The organism is Desulfatiglans sp., assembly GCA_012513605.1.
Taxonomy (GTDB): domain Bacteria; phylum Desulfobacterota; class DSM-4660; order Desulfatiglandales; family HGW-15; genus JAAZBV01.
The window spans coordinates 1-23,045 of the sequence record JAAZBV010000014.1 but is presented as its reverse complement, the minus strand read 5'-3'; the positions used below and the strand labels follow the sequence as shown (position 1 = coordinate 23,045).

22 protein-coding genes and 2 tRNA genes are annotated in these 23,045 nt (G+C 41.9%); 14 read left to right on the top strand and 10 right to left on the bottom strand.

Features of this window, described 5'->3' with window-relative positions:
• Positions 1 to 99: 99 nt before the first annotated feature.
• The 3 genes from GX654_01735 to GX654_01725 form a co-directional block, all read right to left on the bottom strand.
• Complete coding sequence (locus GX654_01735; protein NLD35569.1) at positions 100 to 783, bottom strand: hypothetical protein; 684 nt, start codon at positions 781 to 783, stop codon at positions 100 to 102.
• A gap of 30 nt (positions 784 to 813) precedes the next feature.
• Entirely contained in the window at positions 814 to 1,404 is a 591-nt protein-coding gene (gene hisB, locus GX654_01730) for an imidazoleglycerol-phosphate dehydratase HisB (protein NLD35568.1), read from the bottom strand.
• A gap of 120 nt (positions 1,405 to 1,524) precedes the next feature.
• A tRNA-Ala gene (locus tag GX654_01725) sits at positions 1,525 to 1,600 on the bottom strand.
• A 159-nt stretch (positions 1,601 to 1,759) separates the two neighbouring features.
• Between GX654_01725 and GX654_01720 the strand changes: the two genes are divergently transcribed.
• The 9 genes from GX654_01720 to GX654_01680 all read left to right on the top strand — a co-directional run bounded on the left by GX654_01720 (position 1,760) and on the right by GX654_01680 (position 8,591).
• Positions 1,760 to 1,833: transfer RNA gene (locus GX654_01720), tRNA-Arg, on the top strand.
• Between the two features lie 102 nt (positions 1,834 to 1,935).
• The gene (rplU, locus tag GX654_01715) at positions 1,936 to 2,247 is read left to right on the top strand and encodes a 50S ribosomal protein L21 (protein NLD35567.1); all 312 of its coding nucleotides are present in this window, start codon (positions 1,936 to 1,938) and stop codon (positions 2,245 to 2,247) included.
• Between the two features lie 83 nt (positions 2,248 to 2,330).
• Positions 2,331 to 2,585 (top strand): 50S ribosomal protein L27, encoded by a 255-nt coding sequence (gene rpmA / locus GX654_01710; protein NLD35566.1) that lies wholly within the window; start codon positions 2,331 to 2,333, stop codon positions 2,583 to 2,585.
• A gap of 32 nt (positions 2,586 to 2,617) precedes the next feature.
• Entirely contained in the window at positions 2,618 to 3,619 is a 1,002-nt protein-coding gene (obgE, locus tag GX654_01705; protein NLD35565.1) for a GTPase ObgE, read from the top strand.
• 136 nt (positions 3,620 to 3,755) lie between these two features.
• On the top strand, positions 3,756 to 4,904 hold the full coding sequence (proB, locus tag GX654_01700; protein ID NLD35564.1) for a glutamate 5-kinase: 1,149 nt from the start codon (positions 3,756 to 3,758) through the stop codon (positions 4,902 to 4,904).
• Positions 4,895 to 6,151, top strand: coding sequence for a glutamate-5-semialdehyde dehydrogenase (locus GX654_01695; GenBank protein NLD35563.1), 1,257 nt, complete (start codon positions 4,895 to 4,897; stop codon positions 6,149 to 6,151). Before proB ends, GX654_01695 begins: the two co-directional genes overlap by 10 nt.
• 12 nt (positions 6,152 to 6,163) lie before the next feature.
• Positions 6,164 to 6,805 (top strand): nicotinate (nicotinamide) nucleotide adenylyltransferase, encoded by a 642-nt coding sequence (gene nadD, locus GX654_01690; protein NLD35562.1) that lies wholly within the window; start codon positions 6,164 to 6,166, stop codon positions 6,803 to 6,805.
• Positions 6,806 to 7,174, top strand: a complete 369-nt coding sequence (gene rsfS, locus GX654_01685) for a ribosome silencing factor (GenBank protein NLD35561.1) — start codon at positions 6,806 to 6,808, stop codon at positions 7,172 to 7,174.
• On the top strand, positions 7,149 to 8,591 hold the full coding sequence (locus tag GX654_01680; protein ID NLD35560.1) for a M48 family metalloprotease: 1,443 nt from the start codon (positions 7,149 to 7,151) through the stop codon (positions 8,589 to 8,591). The genes rsfS and GX654_01680 overlap by 26 nt, the downstream gene beginning before the upstream one ends.
• A gap of 14 nt (positions 8,592 to 8,605) precedes the next feature.
• Here GX654_01680 and GX654_01675 read toward each other — a convergent pair whose 3' ends face one another.
• From GX654_01675 to GX654_01645, 7 genes are all read right to left on the bottom strand, one after another.
• Positions 8,606 to 10,117: an FAD-dependent oxidoreductase gene (locus GX654_01675; protein ID NLD35559.1), complete on the bottom strand. Its 1,512-nt coding sequence runs from the start codon at positions 10,115 to 10,117 to the stop codon at positions 8,606 to 8,608.
• 25 nt (positions 10,118 to 10,142) lie between these two features.
• On the bottom strand, positions 10,143 to 10,772 hold the full coding sequence (locus tag GX654_01670; protein ID NLD35558.1) for a tetratricopeptide repeat protein: 630 nt from the start codon (positions 10,770 to 10,772) through the stop codon (positions 10,143 to 10,145).
• Between the two features lie 575 nt (positions 10,773 to 11,347).
• Positions 11,348 to 12,991 carry a nucleotide sugar dehydrogenase gene (locus GX654_01665; protein ID NLD35557.1) on the bottom strand — a complete coding sequence of 548 codons (1,644 nt, stop codon included), beginning with the start codon at positions 12,989 to 12,991 and terminating at the stop codon, positions 11,348 to 11,350.
• A 124-nt stretch (positions 12,992 to 13,115) separates the two neighbouring features.
• Positions 13,116 to 13,697 carry a flavodoxin family protein gene (locus tag GX654_01660; GenBank protein NLD35556.1) on the bottom strand — a complete coding sequence of 194 codons (582 nt, stop codon included), beginning with the start codon at positions 13,695 to 13,697 and terminating at the stop codon, positions 13,116 to 13,118.
• A 136-nt stretch (positions 13,698 to 13,833) separates the two neighbouring features.
• A complete protein-coding gene (locus GX654_01655) occupies positions 13,834 to 14,265 on the bottom strand; it encodes a tetratricopeptide repeat protein (GenBank protein ID NLD35555.1) in 432 nt (143 codons plus the stop codon).
• Positions 14,266 to 14,878: 613 nt separating this feature from the next.
• Entirely contained in the window at positions 14,879 to 15,271 is a 393-nt protein-coding gene (locus GX654_01650; GenBank protein ID NLD35554.1) for a NimC/NimA family protein, read from the bottom strand.
• 99 nt (positions 15,272 to 15,370) lie between these two features.
• Positions 15,371 to 17,308 (bottom strand): FAD-dependent oxidoreductase, encoded by a 1,938-nt coding sequence (locus GX654_01645; protein NLD35553.1) that lies wholly within the window; start codon positions 17,306 to 17,308, stop codon positions 15,371 to 15,373.
• A gap of 235 nt (positions 17,309 to 17,543) precedes the next feature.
• On the opposite strand from GX654_01645, the gene GX654_01640 reads away from it, so the two are divergent.
• From GX654_01640 to GX654_01620, 5 genes are all read left to right on the top strand, one after another.
• The gene (locus GX654_01640) at positions 17,544 to 17,972 is read left to right on the top strand and encodes an ester cyclase (protein ID NLD35552.1); all 429 of its coding nucleotides are present in this window, start codon (positions 17,544 to 17,546) and stop codon (positions 17,970 to 17,972) included.
• Between the two features lie 64 nt (positions 17,973 to 18,036).
• A complete protein-coding gene (locus tag GX654_01635) occupies positions 18,037 to 18,804 on the top strand; it encodes a hypothetical protein (protein ID NLD35551.1) in 768 nt (255 codons plus the stop codon).
• Between the two features lie 231 nt (positions 18,805 to 19,035).
• Positions 19,036 to 20,415: an MFS transporter gene (locus tag GX654_01630; protein NLD35550.1), complete on the top strand. Its 1,380-nt coding sequence runs from the start codon at positions 19,036 to 19,038 to the stop codon at positions 20,413 to 20,415.
• A gap of 392 nt (positions 20,416 to 20,807) precedes the next feature.
• Positions 20,808 to 21,503: a protein-L-isoaspartate(D-aspartate) O-methyltransferase gene (locus GX654_01625; GenBank protein NLD35549.1), complete on the top strand. Its 696-nt coding sequence runs from the start codon at positions 20,808 to 20,810 to the stop codon at positions 21,501 to 21,503.
• 253 nt (positions 21,504 to 21,756) lie between these two features.
• Positions 21,757 to 23,045 (top strand): hypothetical protein (locus GX654_01620; GenBank protein ID NLD35548.1); only part of this gene is annotated, 1,289 nt, incomplete at its 3' end.

The window sequence follows — 23,045 nt, the reverse complement described above, 5'->3', positions numbered from 1 at the left end:
CAATGATGAAAAAGTAGGTTTTTCGAATTAAATAGCCTTTTTGATCAGTATAAAATTAAGTAAAATAAAGCCAACCGATATCAATAAATAAAAAAATATTTATTTTTTTATTTTTGGCATATCATCGACAAGCTCTTTTAACCCGGCCAGAGCAAGGCTTTCCACATCCGCCCATTTCCCTTTTAATTTCAGAAACGACTTGAAATCAAGGAGGTTTTCACTCAATGATTTCTGCGTCTTATCATAACTACCGCGCCAGGATATTGTACCATTTTTGACATCTATAAAGTATATATCAAATGCTGTCGAGGCTGGAGTAACTGCTGAATATTTTCCACCTTCACGCTCCTGCATCCTGTAGACATACCCGGTAATGACAAAATCAGCTGAAATCTCCTTTGCAAGGGTATTAATGGAATTTATGTCCAGGGGGTTGGCACTATTATATCCGGGTATTTGATGTCCCTTCACGTTAACCATATTATAATCCCTCGACTCTTCAATAAGCGTATACAGCTTATCAGACAATCGATCAGAGATATCATGGTTTACCGGTTCAGCGCTTACCATTGTATTCAGCAGCGGATTAGAAAACAGGGCAGGACTACCCCCTTCAGGTATTCCAGACCTTAAACCCAAAAAAACAATTTTTAATGGACCAACCTGCCCTTCTGCAAATTCGGAATAGACCTTCTTATTGGTTGCGCATCCGCTGAAGAGAATAATGAGGCATAAAAGCATATAATATTTTTTATATTTATTTTGAAATCTTTGTTGAGTCACGTTTTACCCTTTAATCAGCCATCAAGATTGTTACAGGAGCCCTTTAGATGAAGGGGCATTTCCATCCAGCCTTTCCTCAACACCTGTTGCCATATCAAGTGCTTTACCAAATGCCTTGAAGACTGATTCAGCTATATGATGAGGGTCCCTGCCTGATACCATATCAACATGCATGGTGATGCCTGAGTAGTTTACGAATGCCCTGAAAAACTCCTCAAGCAGAGCTATATCAAAGCTCCCGGTCTTGCTGTTATTAACCTCAACACGATAGGCCAGAAAGGGCCTGTTGGATATATCTATAACCACGCTCGACATGGCCTCATCCATTGGCACTGTAGCCTGCCCATACCTCCTGATACCCCTCTTTTCCCCAAGGCACTTGCTTACTGCCATGCCCAGACATATGCCAAGATCTTCAACCGTATGGTGATAATCAATTTCAATATCACCATTTGCAGATATTTCACAGTCAAAATACCCGTGTACAGCCAGCAGATTCAGCATATGGTCCATAAACGGAATCCCTGTATTAACACTGCTGCTTCCTTTACCATCAAGATCAAATTTTACCCGAATATCAGTTTCTTTGGTTTTACGATCAATTTCTGCATTTCTTTTCATTTATTATTCTCCATGGGGATAAGAGCTTTTTAGTTCAACAACTTCTGAAGAAAATATAAGGGAAAACATTTGATTTTCAGCTGTTCTCACCAGATTTTACCCGTACTGAAAAGGAAAATATGGTGGAGATGATCGGGATCGAACCGACGGCCTGTACGTTGCGAACGTACCGCTCTCCCAACTGAGCTACATCCCCGCTATCTTTTTTTACATAAATCTAAATAATGATAAACCAACAAAAATTAATGAAACTTATAAATTCTTTTATTACTATAATCAAGATTTTTTTCAAATTTTGAAGCCACTGCACAAAAAACTTGCATTTTAATTATTTTTTGGTACAAGACTAGTCCACGCCCCCGTAGCTCAGGCGGATAGAGCACCAGATTCCTAATCTGGGTGCCGCATGTTCAAGTCATGCCGGGGGCACTTTAAGACAAGTAAACATTGAATAAAAAGTCATATAATAAACAATTTGACATATGACTTTTTTTCTTTTATGGTTACGTGTTACAAATTTGGAGGTTAATTATGTACGCTGTAATACAGACAGGTGGAAAACAGTATCGGGTAGCACCAGGTGATATGCTGAAGATAGAAAAACTTGAGGGTAATATCGGGGACTCAGTTGCCTTTGATAAGGTCCTGTTTACTTCAGACGGGGACAATGTCAACCTTGGCAAACCATACCTTGAAGGGGCAAAGGTATATGGCAAGATCATGAGGCAGGCCAAGGATAAAAAGGTTATTGTCTTCAAGTATAAAAGAAGAAAAAACTACCGGAAAAAGCAGGGCCACAGGCAATGTTTTACTCAGATAAAGATCGATAACATCGGTCAGTAACTTTTTTTGTTTTGGGTATTTTCAAGAGTAAGACTCAAAAACTTTTTCGGTTAAAGCGTATTATTTAATAAGGAATCATAACTATGGCACACAAAAAAGCAGGCGGGAGTTCAAGGAACGGTAGAGACAGCGCCGGCCAGAGATTTGGGGTTAAAAAATATTCAGGTGAAAAGGTTCAGGCTGGAAACATCCTGATCAGACAAAAAGGCACCCAGATCCATCCGGGTAAAAATGTAGGGCTTGGAAAGGATTACACCATATATTCCAAGATAGACGGCACAGTCGCCTTTGAACGGTTTACTAAAAACCGAAAAAAGGTGAGTGTTTTAGCCGACTAATAAATCCCCTTTTTCCACCTCCTGAGGATAATATGGGATTTCTGGATGAAGCAGTAATACATGTTGTTTCAGGGAATGGTGGAAAAGGTTGCGTAAGCTTTTTCAGGGCCCGTTTTATCCCTAAAGGCGGCCCCGATGGAGGGGACGGCGGAAAGGGAGGGGATATTATTTTAAGGGCCTCCAATAAACTTTTCACCCTTGTCGATTTCAGTTCTCGAAGACATTTCAAGGCCAGAAATGGCGGCCCTGGTATGGGCAATAATCAAAAAGGTAAAAATGGCGAGGATACCATAATAGAGGTACCTCCCGGCACAATCATCTCTGATCATGACACAGGTGAAATATTAGGAGACCTGACAGGTAATGAACAGTCAATCACTATTGTTTACGGCGGTATAGGCGGAAAGGGAAACAGGTATTTTGCCACTGCAATAAACAGATCCCCAAGATATGCCCAGAGTGGTATTCCTGGAGAATCCAAAAGGCTCAAACTCACACTGAAACACCTGGCTGATATAGGGCTGGTAGGCCTGCCAAACGCAGGAAAATCAACCCTGCTATCATGCCTTACAATGGCCCGCCCTAAAATAGATAATTATCCATTTACCACCCTTATTCCAAACCTTGGGATGATGAATATTGATGATGAAAAGTCTCTAACAATAGCGGATATCCCAGGGCTTATTGAAGGGGCAAGCGAGGGTAAGGGGCTTGGTCATCGTTTCCTGAAACATATAGAAAGGACAAGATTTCTTCTACATATAATAGATATGTCCGATCTACCGGCAGATGATCCGCTAAGGGATTACAACATTCTTGAGGATGAGCTTAAGAGGTATGACCCTTTGCTTATGTCAAAAAAAAGGACGATTATTCTTAATAAAATTGACCTTGAGAGGCCTGATGGGTTAAAAGCTGAAGATATCATGCTTAAAATAAATGCTGCAGGGAGGAGTGCAATAGCAGTATCAGCGATGACAGGTGAAGGGATAGAGGAACTAAAAAAGTTCCTAAAAGAAAATGCAGTAGGTTAACTGAAAATGAGCAGGGTCAACCTCTGCTTTGCAATCTGTTTTATTTAAAATACAATTTTCCCTGTAATATTATGAATGTTATGTATCCGGTACAATAAACAGCGTACATAAATAAATGGAAGAAAAATTAATAAATATCAGAACAAAACTGCTTAAAAATGCGCGCAGGATAGTCATTAAGGCCGGAAGCGGAATACTCACCGGAAACGATGGTTTTAACAACACGGTTATTAACAGCCTAACAAATGATATCTGTGACCTCAGATCAAGGGGGATAGAGGTTATTCTTGTCTCATCCGGAGCCATAGCCGCAGGCATGAAAAAAATGGGTTATGAAAAAAAGCCTGACGGGATATCTGAAAAACAGGCAATGGCTGCAATCGGCCAGAGCCGCCTCATGATGGCATATGAAAAGGTCTTTGGCCGTCACGGGGTTACAGTGGCACAGATACTTATCACCAGGGATGACCTTAATAACAGGCGGCGCTATCTTAATGCAAGAAATACCATCTTCACCCTTTTATCATGGGGCATAATACCAATAATAAATGAAAATGATACCGTGGTAATTGATGAAATCAAGTTCGGTGACAATGATAATTTGAGCGCCATGGTTGCCAACATGACAGAATCAAAACTGCTTGCGATACTTACAGATATTGACGGACTTTATGATGATGACCCTAGGAAAAATAAAAATGCAAGGCTCATCCCGTTTGTAAATAAAATAGGCAGCAGCCATTTTCAATCTGCAAACTCAGTCCCGGGGGCACTCGGCACAGGTGGGATGGCAAGCAAGATAGCTGCGGCAAGAAAGGCCACACTAAAAGGGATACCGGTTATTATCACAAACGGATATACTAAAAACATCATTAGAAAAATAATGAAAGGTGAAGAGACCGGCACATTATTTCTCCCCCAGACAAAGGCGGTTTGCGGCCGCAAGCACTGGATAGCCTTTACAAGGGCCATAAAAGGCAAAATCATCATTGATGACGGTGCTGTAAAGGCGCTGATAAAGAACGGAAAGAGCCTGCTTCCTTCAGGGGTTATCGGGGTGTCCGGGAGATTCAACAGAGGAGATTCAGTTCAGATTGTTGACCGTAATGGCAATGAAACAGCGGTCGGCATGGTAGATTACAGTCACAGCGAACTTGAAAAAATAAAGGGATTGAACAGCAGGAAGATAGAAGAGGTGCTTGGTTTCAAGCATAACGATGAGATTATACACAGGGATAATCTCCTTATTACCAATGGTCAGGATGGAGATGAAACATGTCAATAAAATCCATGATTCGTGAAATAGCATTGTCGGCAAAAGATGCATCAAGGCTCTTACGTACCATAAAAAGAAAGGAAAAGGATGCAGCCCTTGAATCTATTGCCCGAAAACTGATTGAACGTAAAAGCGAAATAATGATCCAGAATAAAAAGGATCTTGTAGCCGCAAAAGAAAAGGGGTTAAGCCCTGCAATGCTTGACAGGCTTACGCTTGATGAAAAGACCATAAACTCAATTGTTCAGGGCCTTCATGAAGTGATGCGCCTGCCTGATCCGGTCGGCGAGGTTACTGGCATGTGGGAAAGGCCAAATAATCTTCAGGTCGGTAAAATCAGGATACCTTTAGGAGTAATTGGTTTTATATATGAATCAAGACCAAATGTAACTGTGGATGCAGCAAGCCTGTGCATTAAATCAGGGAATGTGGTTATCCTGAAGGGAGGCTCCGAGGCCATAAATTCAAATCTAATCCTCGCGGATATAATAAAAGAGGGGCTTGAGGAAAATAATCTACCCGGAAAGGCAGTGCAGGTAATTCCTACCACAGACAGGCTGGCCACAACCGAACTTTTATCCTGTGATGACATGGTAGATGTAATAATACCGAGGGGTGGCGAAGGGCTGATCCGGTTTGTAACAGAAAATTCAAGGATACCTGTGCTCAAGCATTATAAAGGGGTCTGCCACGCCTATGTGGATAAATACGCTGATGTCAAAACAGCCATTGATATATGCATAAATTCAAAGGCACAGAGACCGGGCGTGTGCAATGCAATGGAGACAATGCTGGTACACAAGGATATTGCAAAGGAATTCTTACCGGAGGTTGCAAAGGCATTTCGCAAAGCGAAGGTGGAATTGAGAGGATGCGAAAAAACAAGAGCTCTTATACCTGATGCAATCCCTGCAACAGAGGAGGACTGGCCAGCCGAGTTTCTGGACCTGATACTCGCAGTAAAGGTTGTAGACAGCATGGAGGAGGCATTTATTCATATAGAAAAATATGGTTCAAACCATACTGAAACTATAATCACAAAGGATTATGCACGGGGCAGGAGATTCCTCACGCAGGTTGACTCGTCGGTCGTGCTTGTAAATGCATCAACCAGATTCAATGACGGTAACCAGCTAGGACTGGGGTCAGAAATAGGAATAAACACCTCAAAACTTCATGCCTTTGGCCCTATGGGCCTTACCGAACTCACCACAACAAAATTTATTGTCTATGGTGATGGCCAGATCAGGGATTAGGAGGGTTATTATTTGAGGCTCGGCATACTTGGAGGGACATTTGATCCGATTCATTTCGGGCATCTCAGGCTGGCAGAAGAGATGTGCGAAGAATTTGCGTTGTCAAAGGTACTCCTGATCCCGTGCGCACAGCCGCCTCATAAGGATGAAAGCGTTATAACCCCTTATTCTGAACGTCTTGAGATGACAAAAATTGCGGTTTCATATTCCAGTTACCTTGAGGCAAGCGATATTGAAGGCAGGAGAAAGGGGCCCTCATATTCTATTGAGACAATCAATATAATTATGAATTTATACGGTGCTGATTTAGAACTGTTTTTTATACTGGGGATCGATACATTTAAAGAGATAACCACCTGGAAGGAATATGAAGAGCTCTTTAAACTGACCAGCTTTGCAGTTATAGACAGGCCTGGCACACAGAAGTGTGAAATCAGCAGTTTTATAGAGTCTCTTGGGTTGGATTTTAAAAAGGGCAACACCGATGATTTATTCGTAAATACCAGTGGCTGCTCGATCTATTTTAAAAAATCAACACTAATGGATATCTCTTCAACAAAAATAAGGCAGAATATAAAAACTGGCAGATCAATAAATTTTATGGTACCTGAAAGGGTAAAAGAATACATCTTAAGGAAAGGTTTATATAAATAAATGAAGTCTCTTGACAAAGCGCTGCTTGCAGCAGATATTATCATGGAAAGAAAGGCGGTTGACCCGGTTCTGTTTAATATTGGCGGAATGACCTCCTTTGCTGATTTTTTTCTTATTGCCGGAGGTAATTCCACAAGGCAGGTACAATCAATAGGCCGTCACCTGATTGAAAAGATGAGGGAACATGGCTTAAAGGCTTACGGGACAGAAGGGGAAAACGAAGGCCAATGGATACTGATGGATTATGGTGACCTTATTATCCACCTTTTTTATGAGCCTGTCAGAGCCTTCTATGACCTGGAAGGTCTCTGGATGGAGGCTCCAAGGATAGAGTTAAAAAACAATGCCCCCAAAAAGGATAAAAAATAGGTTTTATATTACGCTGCTTGTTGCCCTTTCTACGCTTATACAAATCAGCACCATAAATGCTCTCACCCTCGCAGAGGAAGAAAAGAAAGGGGAGGAATTTGCCCTTGCCATAAAGCAGCAGCTTGAGGTAGTAAATGACCCCTTTATTGATCACTACATTAATGATCTGGGCAATTACCTGCTCCAATCCGTTGAAACAAGGCACTTTAAATACCGGTTCTATGCGGTAAAGAATGAAGAAATAAATGCTTTTGCAGGCCCAGGGGGGCATATCGTTGTTAATACCGGTCTCATAAGGGTAATGGATGAGATCGATGAACTTACAGCGGTTATGTGCCACGAAATAGCGCACGTTTCAAACCGCCATATATCCCAACAGTATGATCAATCTACGAAACTTACAGCTGCCTCTATGCTGGGAATGCTTGCTGGTATACTTGTTGGCGGGGAGGCATCAGGGGCTGTTATGATGGGCTCTATGGCTGCTGTGCAACAGAAACAGCTTGCTTACAGCAGAGATGCAGAGCGCCAGGCAGATCAGGCAGGGTTCAAGTATGCACTTGAAGCTGGTTTTGACCCTGCAGCAATAAAAAGGGTACATAAAAAACTACAGGCAGGACACTGGGGGGTTAACGAAGTCCCTGCATATCTGCTTACACATCCCATTGGGCCTGAAAGGATAGCAAACATAGAATCCATTCTTAAAAACCCCTATGTGGTTGTATCAAAAAAAGAAGGTCAGGTATTCAGAGAGCTGTACCCGATCTTCAGGACAGTAATCATGGCAAAATATGAACAAAGGGAAGAGATGACCAATTATTTTTCATTTGAGCTTGCAAAAAACCCTGAATCGCCACTTGCCAACCTCGGAATGGGAATAATCCTCAAAGAAAAAGGAGAGTATAAAGGTTCAATAACCCATCTTGAAAAGGCAGTAAAGACTCTTACTGATCCAGCTCCTGCCATAAGCTACCTGAGTGAAGCATACCAGTCGAATGGTGATACAGATAAGGCCGTTTCAATACTGAAGGAGGCCATAAATAAAAATGCGGATGACAAGATAAGCCTTTTGACATTGACAACTATATATGAAAATGCCGGAGACTTTGATAAAACAATTGATATTTATGAAAGGCTCAAATTACTTAAGCCTGTTGAGGATTATGTCTTTTACAGCCTCGGGTATTCCTATGGCAAGATAAACAGGCTGGGACATGCCCACTATAATTTTGGTCTTTTTCATGAACAATCAAAAAATATCAGAGAGGCATATTTCCATTATATGGAGGCAAAAAGGGAAGCAGGTGACGACCTTGACCTGATGAAAAAGATTGATGAATCTATCAGTCGTATTGATGAAGAATATAAAAAATTAAAGAAAAAGGATAATTCATTTTTCCAACCAGGTAACCGGTAGGAAAGAGGCGGTTATTAACACCAATTTTCCCCCAGTATGCTGTCAGAAATCCGGCCAGAGCTGACCATATTAGGGACAACCCCATTTGTAAAAAAATGCACCCCCCTGGTTATCTCACCAAGTGCATATAAACCATGGATACCCTTTCCGCTTTTTTCTTTTACAACTGAAGTGTAAAAATCAACATATATTCCACCATTAGGATGGGGGAATATAGAACCTTTTTTGATGAGCCTTTTTATCAGGATACTTTCAAATTTTGTAATGTCTGTCTCCTGGCCTGTTGCATTGATAATACAGGGGGCCTTTAATACAAAAGGGACACCCAGCCTGGTTGTGACATCTATTTCAAAACCGCCTTTACTCCCTGGCCTGATACTGGTACGCCCCTGCTGAATATCAAGCTGACCCGACCTCAGGGCTTTTAAAATCTTTTTTGCATTTATTAAAGGCATGGGGTGTCTGTAGACTGCCCATACTGTTTTGTATTCCCTGTCAAACCGCATCCTGTCATCAATAGACATGCTGTTCCAGATGTACCCTGTGAGAGGCCCTGATGATGTCAGTGCTGCCTGATATGGGATAACACCTGATTCTGCCCTTGAGATATCCATCTCAAGGATCTGGTCAGCAGCCCCCTGGGGATTAAAGACATCCAGCCAATTGATCTTATTACCTGCAGCACCCTCCACCTCATCCATATAAAGTCTCTTTACCTGATCAAATGAGATGCTGTTATCATCTGATTCGGAAAGTAATCTATCTATATTTTCTTTATTCACATATTTAAGCTGGTAGTCAAAGGCTGGCCCCTGTACCTTTGGTAAAAGGCCATTCCTTGATAAAAATGTGATTTTCTCTGTGTGCCCGTTTTCAAGAAGGGTAATCAGGGTATCAATAGCACTCAGCCCTGCCCCCAGAATGCACACAGGTTTATCCCTGGGGATATTATCTGTAATATCAGATACAGGCCAGGGGTAAGGAATATACCCCTTCGTCTCCTTCAGTTCCGATAGAAAAGCTCCAGGGAAATTACCAGGGGCTAAAACAACATTTTCTGCGTCTATTACACCCCCAACTGCCATTCTCACACAGAAAGCCCTGCCATTATTATCAACATCAACCGCCTCGCCTGAAATAATTTCTATTGAACAGCTGCATGAGCCTGCCTTTTTTATAGTCAGGTCAAGCACTGCCCTGAGATATTCCCCGTAAACATTTCTGGGAGGATAGTTAATATCTACCCATGATGCCTTTGATTTACTATCATAACCTTCAAGCCATTTAACAAAATGCAGTGGGTCACCATTTATCACCCCCAGGGTATCTGCTCTCATGTTCAAGATATGGGCTGGCAGAGGGGTACTATAGGCAAGACCTGGCCCGTGATCACCATCTTTTTCTATCAGATATATTTTTACTCCAGCATCAGATATAAGAGATGCCTTTTCAAGTATCTGATGAGCAAGTATGGTTCCGCTTGCGCCTGCCCCTATTATTGCAACTGAGATATTCTTTTTATGCATGAAGAATTACCCTCTGAATTTAACTTCATTGTCTTTTTAACTTTTCGGTCTTAAGTCCAAGCGCCTCAGCCTTTTCCAAATCAGTATCTGCATCCTTTAAACGCCCCAGGGCCCTGTATACAAAGGCCCTGTTATAATAAAGGTCAGGGTCTTTATCATTTAAGCTGATTGCCTTTGTGTAATCCTCCAGGGCCTGTTCAACCTTGCCTGTTTTCAAATAGGCATTACCCCTGTTACAAAAGGCATCAGACATCGTAGGGTCTGATTTTATAACATCAGTGAAATCAGAGATCGCTTCAGGGTAATTTTTTTCCTTCATGTATATTAGTCCCCTGTTAAAATAGGCATCGACATATTGATTATCCAGCTCAAGTGCGCTGGAATAATCCTTTATTGCCAGATCATTCCGCCCCACCCAGCTGTAAATCCAGCCGCGGTTATAGTATATGTCAGCATTTTCAAAGCCCATTTTAATCAATATCTCTATCTTTTTTAACTCTGAATCGATATTGATTTCAGCTTCATTCTTAACAGGTGCCTCTGGATTGACAAAACCCGTTTTATCTGAGCCAATTGCAAGTATGATCAGCAGGGTTAACAGACAGAAAAAAACAGAGACTGTTGTTACCAGTATTATTCTCTCTTTTTTTTCCAATTCAATGCCCCTTTACTTTATCCTATTGTTATCTGAATTGAGTCTTTTAAAAGACTGAACCTGAATATGGATACCCGCCTATACGCACATAAATATGTGCATCATGCACATTTATATGTGCTGGATAAGCTGTTTTTTATATATGCATACATCACTGATAAATAACCTAAAAGGCAAAATAAAGACAAACGCATGAAACAGGCCTTTAATATATTGAATTCTATGCTTAATTACATTCCACATTTTAATAAATGAAGTACAGCTCAAAACATCTATAATGGCACAGATATTGAAACACAGACGGTTAAATGAACACATAATTTATTGTTCATTTAAAGGCTTCCCCTGTAAAAGAGCAGGGGCCAAGACTTATAAATTTACAGAATTGATGTGTTCACCCTCCCGAAACCCATCTACCTGATTCTCAGGAAGATGGGTTTTTCTTTTTATATACAGATATGAATTTCTTTAAATGACATGCACTCTTCATAATGAAAAGGTTTTGAGGATTCATAAACGATACATGCAGATTACGAAAAGCATATCGGCATGTATCGGCCGGGAGACCACAGAAGTTATTTTGCCATCTTCTGTTTACGCACCTTTTCCTTTATCCGGTTTATATGGCCCCTGCCAAGCCCTTTGACCTCGCACCCAAGCTCAAAATATCTCTCGATCTTTTCATCATTCAATATTCCAAAGCAGTCTACCACTGCTATTGGGCCGCCAGCCATCTTAACCAGATCCTCCGGCTTAAGGTTGAGATATTCATGATGTCTTACAGCCAGTATAATACAGTCTGCATTTTTAACTGCCTCTTCCATAGATTTAGACATCCTGAATTCGGTCATATGTTCCTGGTTCCTGAAAAATCTTGACCAGCTTGCACCAACAGCCGGATATGTGTCCTGGTTTTCAAGTTCCCACCAGTGGTCAACATAGGGGTCATGGGCAAGTACCTCTGCCCCCATTTCAGTAAGCTTCCTTACAATGATCTCTGAACCGCTGTATCTGGTATCACCCACATCCTCCCGGTATGATGCCCCCAATACAGCGATTTTGGATGCTGCGACGATCTTTCCCATGTTTCTTAAGGCATCACGCGCAAGCTGGGCAGCACGCAGGGCCCTTGTGTCATTAATATTGATAGCCTCAGGTGTGATCTTGAAGATATCATTTTCAAAACCCATAAGATGTTTATAGGCCCATAGACCAAGCCCGCCATCCTTTGGAAGGCAATAGCCTCCGATACCGGGGCCGGGGAATATCATATTATTATGGGTAGGCCTGATCTTTATGGCATTTATCACCTTGATGAGGTCAACCCCGTTTGTCTCGGCAAACTGGCTCCATTCATCCATAAAGGCAAGTATAGTCGCCCTGTAACTGTTTTCCACGATCTTGCAGGTCTCACTTTCTATTGGTTTATCAAGAACTGTGAGGGGGAATTTTTCAACATTGAGTACATCAGACAGAAACTGAGTCACCTTTTCCCTGCTTTCCATGTTTATGCCGCTGCATACACGCCAGAAATCCCTTACTGAACTTACATAATTCTTACCGGGCATAACCCTTTCATAGCTGTGAGAGAGAAGCGGTTCAGCATCAATACCCCTGTTTCTGAACGCCTTTTTGATATGGGGATAGGCTACATATTCGGTGGTTCCCGGAGGCACTGTTGTTTCAATAAGCACAAGACAATTCGGGTTAATCTTTTCACCGATTATTTTGAAGCTCTCTTCAAGTGCAGTGATTTCAGCGTGTCCTGTTTTGAGATCACCCAGGCTCTGTTTCATATAGTCGCACTGCACATCAACCACAAGCACATCAGCAAGTTTCAGGGCATCATAGGTATACGTGGCAATCATGGTCTTTTTGTCGTTTACACAGCGGGCTATCATGGGCGCCACTTCAGGGTCTTCTGCCTTTACAGGTGATACGCCCCTGTTAAAAAGCGGAATCTTCCAGAAGCTCCTCGGGCTGGGCCTCTGCATACCAATAACAAACTTTTTTGGTTCGCCTGTTTTTTTATCAACAGAATCGGCTACAACGCCAGCCATAACAGCGCCAACAAAACCAAGCCCCATGACAACAACTATCTCGCGACCCTGCTTTTTCTGTTCCTCTGCAATCTTTACCAGTTTATCATATTCCTTTTTATAATCCTCATCTGAAGGTATTTTAAACTTTTCACCTTCAGGGCTTATTGAATATTCCATATTACTCTCTTTTAAAATTTATATATTTGCTTACTAATTTGATGGAAAAAATATTATTTATCATTATCGACAGGGAATTTAATCATCTTGAATATAATTTTTCAAGTCTATATTTAAAATCGGATCAAGCCATAGCAAGCAGCCGTCCAAACTCTTTGGCCTTTTTAACCGCATCGGGATTTTTGGTAAGAAATCCCTCTTCCGGTAAAACATCAGGAAAAAGAGAGGATATGAATTTACACCCCATCATATCAGCCGGGTTGCGCCACTGGGCCTCAAGGAGATTGAGGTTATTCTCAAGCTCCCCTCCTCCTGTGGCAATGAGGGCCATTGTTTTACCGCTCAACGCGGACCTGTGCTCATTCCCTTGCAGCTTTACAAGTGAAAATATGCGGTCTATGAATATCTTCAACTGGGCTGGGTAACTCCACCAGTAGATCGGAGCAGAGAGTGTAATCACGTCATATAAAGGGAGCGCAGCCACCTTTGCAGCAACCTCGTCATCGATAATGCATTTATACTGATCTGATTCCTGGCACTTGAAACACGCAATACATCCGGGTGCCTTGAATGTTAGATTAATGGCATCTATCTCATCAACTTTAGCGCCATGTTCCCTTGCTGATTCGATTGCTATTTTTGTAATGGCCCTTGTATTACCCATCTTCCGAGGCCCCCCATGAACAATTACTATTTTTCTACCCATAATGCCTGCCCCTTTTCTGCTATATGAAAAAACCATATATACCAGAAAACAGGAAATAAAAAAAGCCCCGTTCATTGAACGGGGCTTTAATTTTTATACTAAATAAAAGCTTTTATTTTATTTTCTGGCAGAGATACTAGCTCTGAAGGCTTGCCATCCTGGCTTTTGTATTTTCAACCTTATCGTTCGCCTTCATTGCCTCATAGCATTTCTGTAATTTCTCAAGTACATCTTTAAGCTTTGGATCATTTTTCCCAACCAGACCTTCTCTCACTCCAAATGACTGCTCATATAAATCAGCAGCCTTGTCATTTTTCCCATCTGCAACATAGAGAAGTGCAAGGTTTTCAAGTGATGCTGAATAAAAAGCATGGTTTTTTCCAAATGTCTCTTCTGCAACCTTTACAACTTCCTGAGCGGTAGCAATAGCTTCCATGATCTTTCCGCCTTTATACAGTATTCCCATTCTTTTGTTCAAGCTGTTGTAGAGTTCGTGCTGTCCAAAAGCAGTAGTTGAAAAGAATGCCAGCACTAAAGTTGTAAGTAATATTTTTGTTAATGATTTCATATTGATACCCTCCGAATAAATTAATTCTTTTATCAAAACAGCGGTTTTCCGCATTACCCTGTACTAAATCCTGATTAAGCAGATTGGTGTTTCAGTTAATAACATCGTAAATGATAACCAGGTAGTAAGTTGCTAAATTATGCTCATGATAAATTTTAACGCAATCATCATGAGCATTTTACACAGCATCAGCCGTGATTCACTTTTTTTATCGGTATGCCCTTTAATAAACTTTAAGAAAAAACACACCAGGATGCATTTTTTTTAATTTGTGAATTAATTCCATGTGTTCAGGTGTGTAAAAGGGGTGCAAAACCGGTCTGAGTAGGCATACTCCAAACGGTAACATTTACAATTACAATATTATTTCAATATATTAGCCAATTATGACCCTTAGCCAATTTATTTAAGCGTTATAAAAAACCATGTTACAAATCAGCCTGAAAAGGAAATATTTCATAGGATGAAAAGGCATTAGGCCATCTTAAAAAAAGGCCAGAGCATATTGAAACAACGATATATAGTTTGAGGTTAAGAATAAAACGTAGAGACAAGCCATATTTACCCGCTTCTACTCTTGCGGGACTTGTCTCTACAGATTATAAAAAATGAATTAAAACTTTACTACCTTTGGAGCACCGCCAAATGAGGCGAATGTGGCTGTGGCGTTCTTCAGATAGAGCACCTGGGTATTGGGGTCATCGGCCTTGTACATGGCCTGCAACTGGGGATATGCATCAAGCATGGCCTTTTTCGGTGCAAGCCTGTCATCTTCAACAGCTATAGCCTCAATACGTACCCATGCGTCACCTGAAAATGCGCATATCTCTATCTTGGGGTTTGCCTTCATCTGTTTTGAAACACCCTTGACCTTACCGGTCTGTATATAGAGCTTGCCCTCAAAGATCAGGTATGTGCCGAACGGGCGAACCCTGGGCTGATCACCTTCTGTTGTTGCGAGATAATAAGTGCCACATTTCTTTAAAAAATCATATACTTCCTGCATGGTCTATTCCTCCTCTTATTGTTTGTTTTTACCCTTTAATAGAAGAACCTTAGATAATCCAGTTTTTAAAAAATGTCTATAAAAAGAAGCTGTTTAAAGCTATATAGCCATTGCTGCATCATATGCGCTGGTTATGGCATTCCATAAGGCACCATCGCTGCCGTTACTGTCGCCCACAACATAGCTCTCTGCCACAGCCTCTTTCAGCCCATTTATCATATCATAATTTCCATTCTGTTTGTAACCTAGGGCAAGTATTACTGTATCAAATTCAAGTCTTTCCTGTTTATCCCCCTTTTCCACAATAACATTATCAGCAGTAACATCAATCAGCTTTGTTTCAGGCAAAAGGACTACCCCATGTTTTTCAAGTAAATCAAACAGATAGTATGCGTTCATGGGTGAAGTACCCAGACCAAGTTTCTCCTTTGAAAGGGCATCTATAACTGTAACCGCCTTTCCCTCTTTTGCATATTTTAGCGCGGTTTCACACCCTGTAAGCCCTGCCCCAGCTATCAGTATTTTGGTACCAATATGGTCCCTGCCCTTTTCAATATCCCCAGCATATAAAACCCTGGGTTTTTTCCAGAAAGATAGTTCCGGTATATATGGTACTGCACCGATGGCTATTATAAGGGCGTCAGGGTTTTCTTTTTTGATGATCTCCGGGGTTGCCTCTGTTTTAAGCCGCACATCTATATTATTCAACTTTTTTATCATTCGTATTGACCAATCAAGGTACCTTAGCAGATCACCCTTAAAAGGCGCATCTGATGCCTCACATAAAAGCCCGCCCAGCCTTTCACTCTTTTCAAAAATGATCACATTATGTCCACGCATAGCCAGGGTCCTTGCTGCCTCAAGCCCGGCAGGCCCTCCGCCAGTTACTATTACCCTCTTTTTTCTCATGGGGAGAGGCATGTACTGGTAATCCAGCTCTCGGCCAAGGATCGGGTTAACTGCGCACCTTGGGGGCTTCATTACAAAATGGCTCCTGCTGATACAGGTATTACAACGTATGCATGGGCGAATATCTTTCTCCTGACCCCGCTCAAGCTTATTGACCGTATCGGGGTCAGCAAGGAGCTGGCGTCCAAGGGCAACCATATCGACCTTCCCATCTGCTATGGCTTTATCCGCCTCTTCAAATGTGACGGCCCCCACCGCGCTTACAGGAATATTAAGCGCCTTTTTGAACCGGCTGGCATATTCTATATTGATATTGTGATCCATATATGTGGGCGGAAGGATATAGGGCGTAAGCTTATTAATGGCGAGATTACCCCTTGATACATGGAGCAGGTCTATTTTGTTCTCTATTACCTTTGCAAACTCTATAACCTCCTCTATCGCAGGCGATCCCGGAACCATGTCTATTGCGCTTATGCGGTATTCTATGGAAAGCCTGTTCCCTACCTCTTTTCTGATCGCCTCAAGAAGCTCAACAGCAAACCTGCACCTGTTCTCAAATGACTGGGGGCCGTATTGATCTGTGCGTTTATTAAACACCTTTGAAAATAGAAGCGCCGGAAGCTGACAGTGTGCGCCATGGATCAGCGCCATATCACCTCCCGCCTTAAGAACAGTGCCTGCCGCCTTTGCATAGTCCTCTATAAAATCCTTAAGTTCCCTTTCTGTGAGGAGGTTACAGTCTATCTCCATGGGTATGCCCACAGAGCTTTCCACCTCGTGGGTGCCAAAGTATGATGCAATGGGCACCAGTTCCACACATGCCTTTGCGCCATAACGCTTTACCGCCTCACACCATTCCGAGAGAAACACCACCATGAAATCATCATTCATGCCTATAATATGGTGTGCCGCAGGGGGGAGCGCCCTGTTTATAAATCCGCTCCCAAGTGTAACAGTTGCAGCCCCGCCCTTTCCGCAGGGCTTTGAAAACTCGATGCTCTCCCTTGTGATATGATTATCATATGAGGCCAGAAAATTATATATAGGGGCGCTCGTGATCCGGTTTTTAAGTGTCAGGTTTCCTACCTTTATTAGCTGAAACAGATGAGGGTATTTTGTAAACATTCTCTTCTCCATTCTTTTTTTTAAACTCACAATAAAGCAGATTTTATTTGCATGTCAATTAATTCTACCGGGCAACATACTTATTTCCCTGTTATTCCAAAAAGTTACAGGAGCATCAATAACTTATGGAAGATTATTTTCTGACGTGACAAATTTGGTATATCCCTATATATTTTATCAGCTTTGAGCTTTCAGCCTTGAGCTTTGAGCGCAAATATTTTTCAAGGAGCTTACCATGACCCCTGAACAGAATAAAAGGATCGTACAGGAATTTTACAAAACGATTTTTCAGAAACACGACCTTGATTCAACAGATAAATATATGCATGAGGATTATATCCAGCACAATCCTGATGCAGAACAGGGCATGAAGGGGTTTATTGAGTTTCATAAAGGATTCTTTAAGGCAGCGCCTGATTTCTGCGCAACAATCAACAGGATGGTGGCAGAAGATGACCTGGTGTTTGTATTTAACACCATTACAGGCACCCATACAGGTGAAGGGTTTCTCCACTACAGACCGACCGGAAATAAAATTCATTTTGATGCAGTGGACATGTTCCGTTTAAAAGATGGTAAACTGGCCGAACACTGGGATGTTGCAGACACGAGACAGCTCTTCATGCAGGTTGGCGGGCTAAAGGAGATCAATAATAAAATATAGTTTACTATGGTCTGACTGTGAACTACTATCAATTCATATGTCCAATAAATAATTCAGGAGAGCCATGATGGATAATAAAATATCAATTACTATTTCGGTATTATTAACCCTGATGTTATCAATTACCGGTATTTCACTTGCAGACGACCAGCCTATTGAAATCAAGGCCCAACCCCCGATGTATTCCTACATTGCAGTGTGGAACATCCCTGAAAGCGAATGGGAAGCAAGAAAATATCAGGCAGAAGCAGCCAAAAAGATACTTGATCAGGCAATCGATAACAACACTATCTTCTCCTATGGCTATGACAGAAATCCCCTGCATGATACCTTCTGGCTTGCAAAGTCTAAAGCAGGGCTTGAAACCGTGCGCGACCAGTTTGAAAAGATTGGCATAACACAGGTTCCAGCCAAAGACGGGGCCGCAGTTATGCCTGTCAGCATTCTTGTGAGCCGATATTACAACTGTAAAACTATCCGAAGCGAAAATGCCTATGTCCATGTCGGGGTCTACAAAATCAGGCCGGATGCGCCTGCTGATGCGGTGGATCAATTAAGTAAATACTTCTTTGGACCGGTGCTTGAACAGAACCTTGTTGATGGCGCCATCTTTGAATGGGAAACAGATGTCTATGACAACCCCAAAGATTCACCGGGCACATTCCTTATCGCCTATTTGTCTGAAAAAAATGAAGATATGGAAATGGTTAACAAGGCTGTACAGGAGCGCCTGAAATCAACCGTGCCGAACGGCCCTGCACTGGATTCACTAATAGATATGAAGGCGATCACAGATGTAGTTGTAAGATCATATGCAGTATATAAAAAGTAATGGGAGACTCACAACCACATAAGGGATCAGGTAAATCCAATAATATCATTTACCACAGAGAGCACAGAGAAGTTTAATATCTGCCTCTGTGACCTCCGTGTACTTGTATGGTTGAAGTGATAGACAAAAATTGAATTGCAAAGACGCAAAAGGCACTAAGAAAAAGAAAATTTATTTATTAATAATAAAAAGATTTTCTCCGTGCTCTCTGTGTTCTCCGTGGTGAAAAATATGACAGAGAATAATACTCAAAGAACCCCGGACCAGAAGGCTGTGCTCTTATCAATATGCATATCCCAGTTTTTAACGCCGTTTATGGTCTCATCAGTTGGTATTGCTTTGCCCACCATAGGCAATGAGTTTTCAGCGAGCGCAGTTCACCTTGGCCTGATAGAAATGCTGTTTGTACTTGGAAGCAGTCTGTTTCTCCTCCCTGCAGGGAGGGTCGGGGACATATATGGAAGAAAAAGGATGTATATAATTGGTTTTGGTATTTTTTCATTAACCACACTTATGGCCGCAGGGGCATGGTCAATCAATAGCTTTATCATTATCAGGTTTCTTCAGGGAGGAAGCTCAGCCTTTGTTTTAAGTTCCGGCCTTGCCATTCTTACATCCATATTCCCGTCAGATAAAAGAGGCCAGGTTCTGGGTATATCTGTAGCCTGTGTATATTGCGGGCTCTCTTTTGGCCCTACTGTGGGAGGGTTGATGATATCACATATCGGGTGGAGGTGGATATTTGCCACCACTGTCCCCTTCCAGATCGTGGCGATCCTCTTAGCCATGAAGAGGATAAAGGGAGAATGGAGAGATGCAAAGGGAGAAAGGTTTGACCTGACCGGGACAGCCATCTATATATTTGCCCTCTCATTTTTAATATTCGGGGCATCAAAACTTGAGACAAACCCCTTTGCCCAGTACTTCATGATAGCAGGGGGCGCAGGTATTTTGATATTTCTTTATGCAGAATACCATATCAAATCGCCTTTGCTGGATGTGGGCCTTCTTATTTCAAACAGGGTATTTACCTTCAGTAATATTGCCACATTAATCAACTATGCCGCCTCATTTGGAGTGAGTTTCTTTTTCAGCCTCTATTTGCAGATAGTAAAAGGGGTGTCCCCGCAGCATGCAGGGTTGATATTAATATGCCAGCCAGTAGTGCAGGCAATACTCTCACCCATTGCAGGGCGTATTGCGGACAAAAAATCGCCATCATTTATAGCAACCATCGGGATGATTATTACAGCCATCGGCCTGGGTTTGGCTGCTATGGTGGATAAAGATACCGGGCTTCCGCTTATCATCATAATGCTGGTTCTCTTAGGAAACGGGTTTGCATTTTTTGCTTCCCCTAACATGACCACCGTGATGAGCAGTGTAGAGCCAAAGCATTATGGAATAGCATCCAGCCTTGTATCCACCATGAGAACAGTGGGCATGCTTTTCTGCATGACCATCATCACCTACATACTTTCATGGAAGATGGGTGACCATGCAGTCTCTGTGGAGACACAGGATATGTTCCTCTACTGCATGCATTTTTCATTTCTCATTTTCAGCGGTATGAGTGTTGTGGGGATTATATTTTCAATGGCCCGGAGATAATTATTACAGGCTGATATGAATTATACAGTCCTGATTTTTAGACTTTAGACTATAGTCTACAGGCTTGAACCTTGAATTATAACCCTTGAATTTGTATTTCCTATCAGCCTGCATCATTGAAAAAAGGTGCAAATATAAAACTCTGGAAATTATATATAAATGCAATTATAATTACATAGTTGAAATTCCCTTCTGTTTATTGAACTGCTGCTAAAGGATCATGTCTATCTTGAAGATTGGTTCTCCTGTTGTTTAATAATAAAACGTCAGATGACTGTGGCTGGATTAAGCCCCGTAAACTTTTCAATATCCATAAACCTTTTGATCATCACAGGAGGGATTATATGGCTAATAATAAAAGTATCAGGCGCATGATTGCCCCGCTCAAAATCATGCTCTCTTTTTCATTCTTTATTACCCTGGTAGTCAGCAGCGCCTGCGCAAAGGAATCATATGAAATGAAACGCAACAGGATGGTAGAAAATCAGATCATTGCCCGCGGGGTAAAGGCACCTCAGGTAATAAGCGCAATGAAAAAGGTTGAAAGGCATCTATTTGTACCAGAGGAATTACTTAAGTATGCATATAATGACACGCCTCTCTCCATCGGGTTTGGCCAGACCATTTCACAGCCCTATATAGTTGCCTATATGACAGAGATGCTGGACCTTACGCCTTCTGACAGGGTGCTTGAAATTGGAACAGGATCAGGTTACCAGGCAGCGATACTGGCTGAGATAGTAAAATCAGTATACACCATAGAGATAGTTCCTCAACTGGGTGAACGTGCCGGCGAATTATTAAAAAAACTGGGGTACAAAAACATCGAGGTCAGGGTTGGTGATGGTTACAAAGGCTGGATAGAGCATGCACCATTTGATGCAATCATTGTCACGTGTTCTCCAACCAATATCCCTGCACCGCTTGAAGAACAATTAGCGGAAGGGGGAAGAATGATCATCCCGGTTGGTGAAAGATATGTACAGCAACTGGTATATCTGGTTAAAAAAGAGGGTAGACTCATTCGCACGAAAGTAATGGCTGTCTCCTTTGTCCCTATGGTTGATGAAAAAGGGGAAACATATTAATGCCCATCCGGAAAGAGGGAAATTCTGGATGGGGCTATCAGCAAATTGACATAAAGTGGCGTTTATTGACGCATCGTTTATTTTCTAACACTTTTTTACGCTGAAAATGTCTTAATTTTACCATCTCCTCAACCCATATTGCCGACATTTCGCAATGATTACGCATATATCTGAATTTCCTGTAAAAACAGGCAATAAAGGCATGCATATTGCATTATTTTTCACTGGCAAAAAGACTTAAGGAGGATGACAGATGAATAAAAGATTGACAGTAATTTTCATGGCCATTTTATTTTGCAATATAATGGTGCTCAAGGCAGTTGCGGAAACTACCTTTGTCAGCGGAGTAAGAGACGGTATAAATACATATGTTATTATTAATCATAATGGTACAGAATACAGGACCGATGAGATGGGGCCGCGGTTTAATCAGCTTTTGTGGAATAATCTGTCAGAAGCAGACCGAAGATCCCTGATAAGTACCTACAGCTTTAAAATAGGCACGCGAATAAATCATTTTGGTTCAGAAGCGAGCGGTGAAATGGCTGACTGGATCAATCAGGAACAGGGATGGACAGACGCTGCTGAAGCGCTCAAACAGCGTCATATGAATAAAACTTATCCGGAACTTGCTGCCGCGTTTGGACCGGAAGCATATCTTGATTTACCGGGATTTTATTCCAGTTACCCGGTAATAGTAAATTCTGACGATTATAAGGAGGCATCGCGCCTTGTCCTTGAGATACAAACGGATTTCGAGGTGGGCAGAGAAGTATATAACATGCTGAAAAATGCCAAGTGGGACCAGATTTCCATAGCGGTAAAGACAATTTCTGAACCCCTCATTAAAATTATTGTGGATAACTTCATCACAGGTTTTGTCACCAACGGCGCTTCCAGGGTGAGTGAACTCTTTGTAACTGCCCGTAGTTTTGTCTATGACCTCAAGGATTTCATCATGAATCAAAGAAATAGTTCATCCCCTCCCACACCCATAGATCTTATTAACAGGCTGGAGCAATTTTTGGGAGATATGGAAAATACAGCCGTTACAGCTATTTCTGTTATCAATACAAAAAAATCACGGCTCCAGACAATTGTTGACAGAATCAATGCGGCGGATGCCCAGTTAAGGGATCAATACGCGGCGGAGGCGGCAGCAAAACGTGAGGGATTCCTGACCATAACCGGTAACGTACCCGAACCCGCTAACCTCGATGATTTTACGGGCACGGATGACCAGATCTGGAATCAGGCTCAATCATATTACTACACCCTCAGTTCTGAAAGGACGTCTATTAATAGCGCAAAAAACTCCAGTATTTCCGATGTAAGGTCAGAATACTCGGGTCACCTCAACAGGACACCGGTTATATATACTGAGCCCTTTGGATATCTGGCCGGTGCATCTGATGGTTTTTCAAGCCCGTATTTTGAAATATATGATCCCTTAACCGATATTGATGAATGGAAGGATACCGAACTGCCCTCTGCGGTTTCGAGTATAGAGCAATCCAGAAATGCGCTCGAAAATGCAGAAGG

Bases quoted from the DNA above. Each gene is read 5' to 3' on its own strand.
- hisB (NLD35568.1), bottom strand. From the start codon at position 1,404: ATGAAAAGAAATGCAGAAATTGATCGTAAAACCAAAGAAACTGATATT.
- rplU (NLD35567.1), top strand. From the start codon at position 1,936: ATGTACGCTGTAATACAGACAGGTGGAAAACAGTATCGGGTAGCACCA.
- rpmA (NLD35566.1), top strand. From the start codon at position 2,331: ATGGCACACAAAAAAGCAGGCGGGAGTTCAAGGAACGGTAGAGACAGC.
- obgE (NLD35565.1), top strand. From the start codon at position 2,618: ATGGGATTTCTGGATGAAGCAGTAATACATGTTGTTTCAGGGAATGGT.
- GX654_01695 (NLD35563.1), top strand. From the start codon at position 4,895: ATGTCAATAAAATCCATGATTCGTGAAATAGCATTGTCGGCAAAAGAT.
- rsfS (NLD35561.1), top strand. From the start codon at position 6,806: ATGAAGTCTCTTGACAAAGCGCTGCTTGCAGCAGATATTATCATGGAA.
- GX654_01680 (NLD35560.1), top strand. From the start codon at position 7,149: ATGCCCCCAAAAAGGATAAAAAATAGGTTTTATATTACGCTGCTTGTT.
- GX654_01675 (NLD35559.1), bottom strand. From the start codon at position 10,117: ATGCATAAAAAGAATATCTCAGTTGCAATAATAGGGGCAGGCGCAAGC.
- GX654_01665 (NLD35557.1), bottom strand. From the start codon at position 12,991: ATGGAATATTCAATAAGCCCTGAAGGTGAAAAGTTTAAAATACCTTCA.
- GX654_01660 (NLD35556.1), bottom strand. From the start codon at position 13,697: ATGGGTAGAAAAATAGTAATTGTTCATGGGGGGCCTCGGAAGATGGGT.
- GX654_01655 (NLD35555.1), bottom strand. From the start codon at position 14,265: ATGAAATCATTAACAAAAATATTACTTACAACTTTAGTGCTGGCATTC.
- GX654_01650 (NLD35554.1), bottom strand. From the start codon at position 15,271: ATGCAGGAAGTATATGATTTTTTAAAGAAATGTGGCACTTATTATCTC.
- GX654_01645 (NLD35553.1), bottom strand. From the start codon at position 17,308: ATGTTTACAAAATACCCTCATCTGTTTCAGCTAATAAAGGTAGGAAAC.
- GX654_01640 (NLD35552.1), top strand. From the start codon at position 17,544: ATGACCCCTGAACAGAATAAAAGGATCGTACAGGAATTTTACAAAACG.
- GX654_01635 (NLD35551.1), top strand. From the start codon at position 18,037: ATGATGGATAATAAAATATCAATTACTATTTCGGTATTATTAACCCTG.
- GX654_01630 (NLD35550.1), top strand. From the start codon at position 19,036: ATGACAGAGAATAATACTCAAAGAACCCCGGACCAGAAGGCTGTGCTC.
- GX654_01625 (NLD35549.1), top strand. From the start codon at position 20,808: ATGCTCTCTTTTTCATTCTTTATTACCCTGGTAGTCAGCAGCGCCTGC.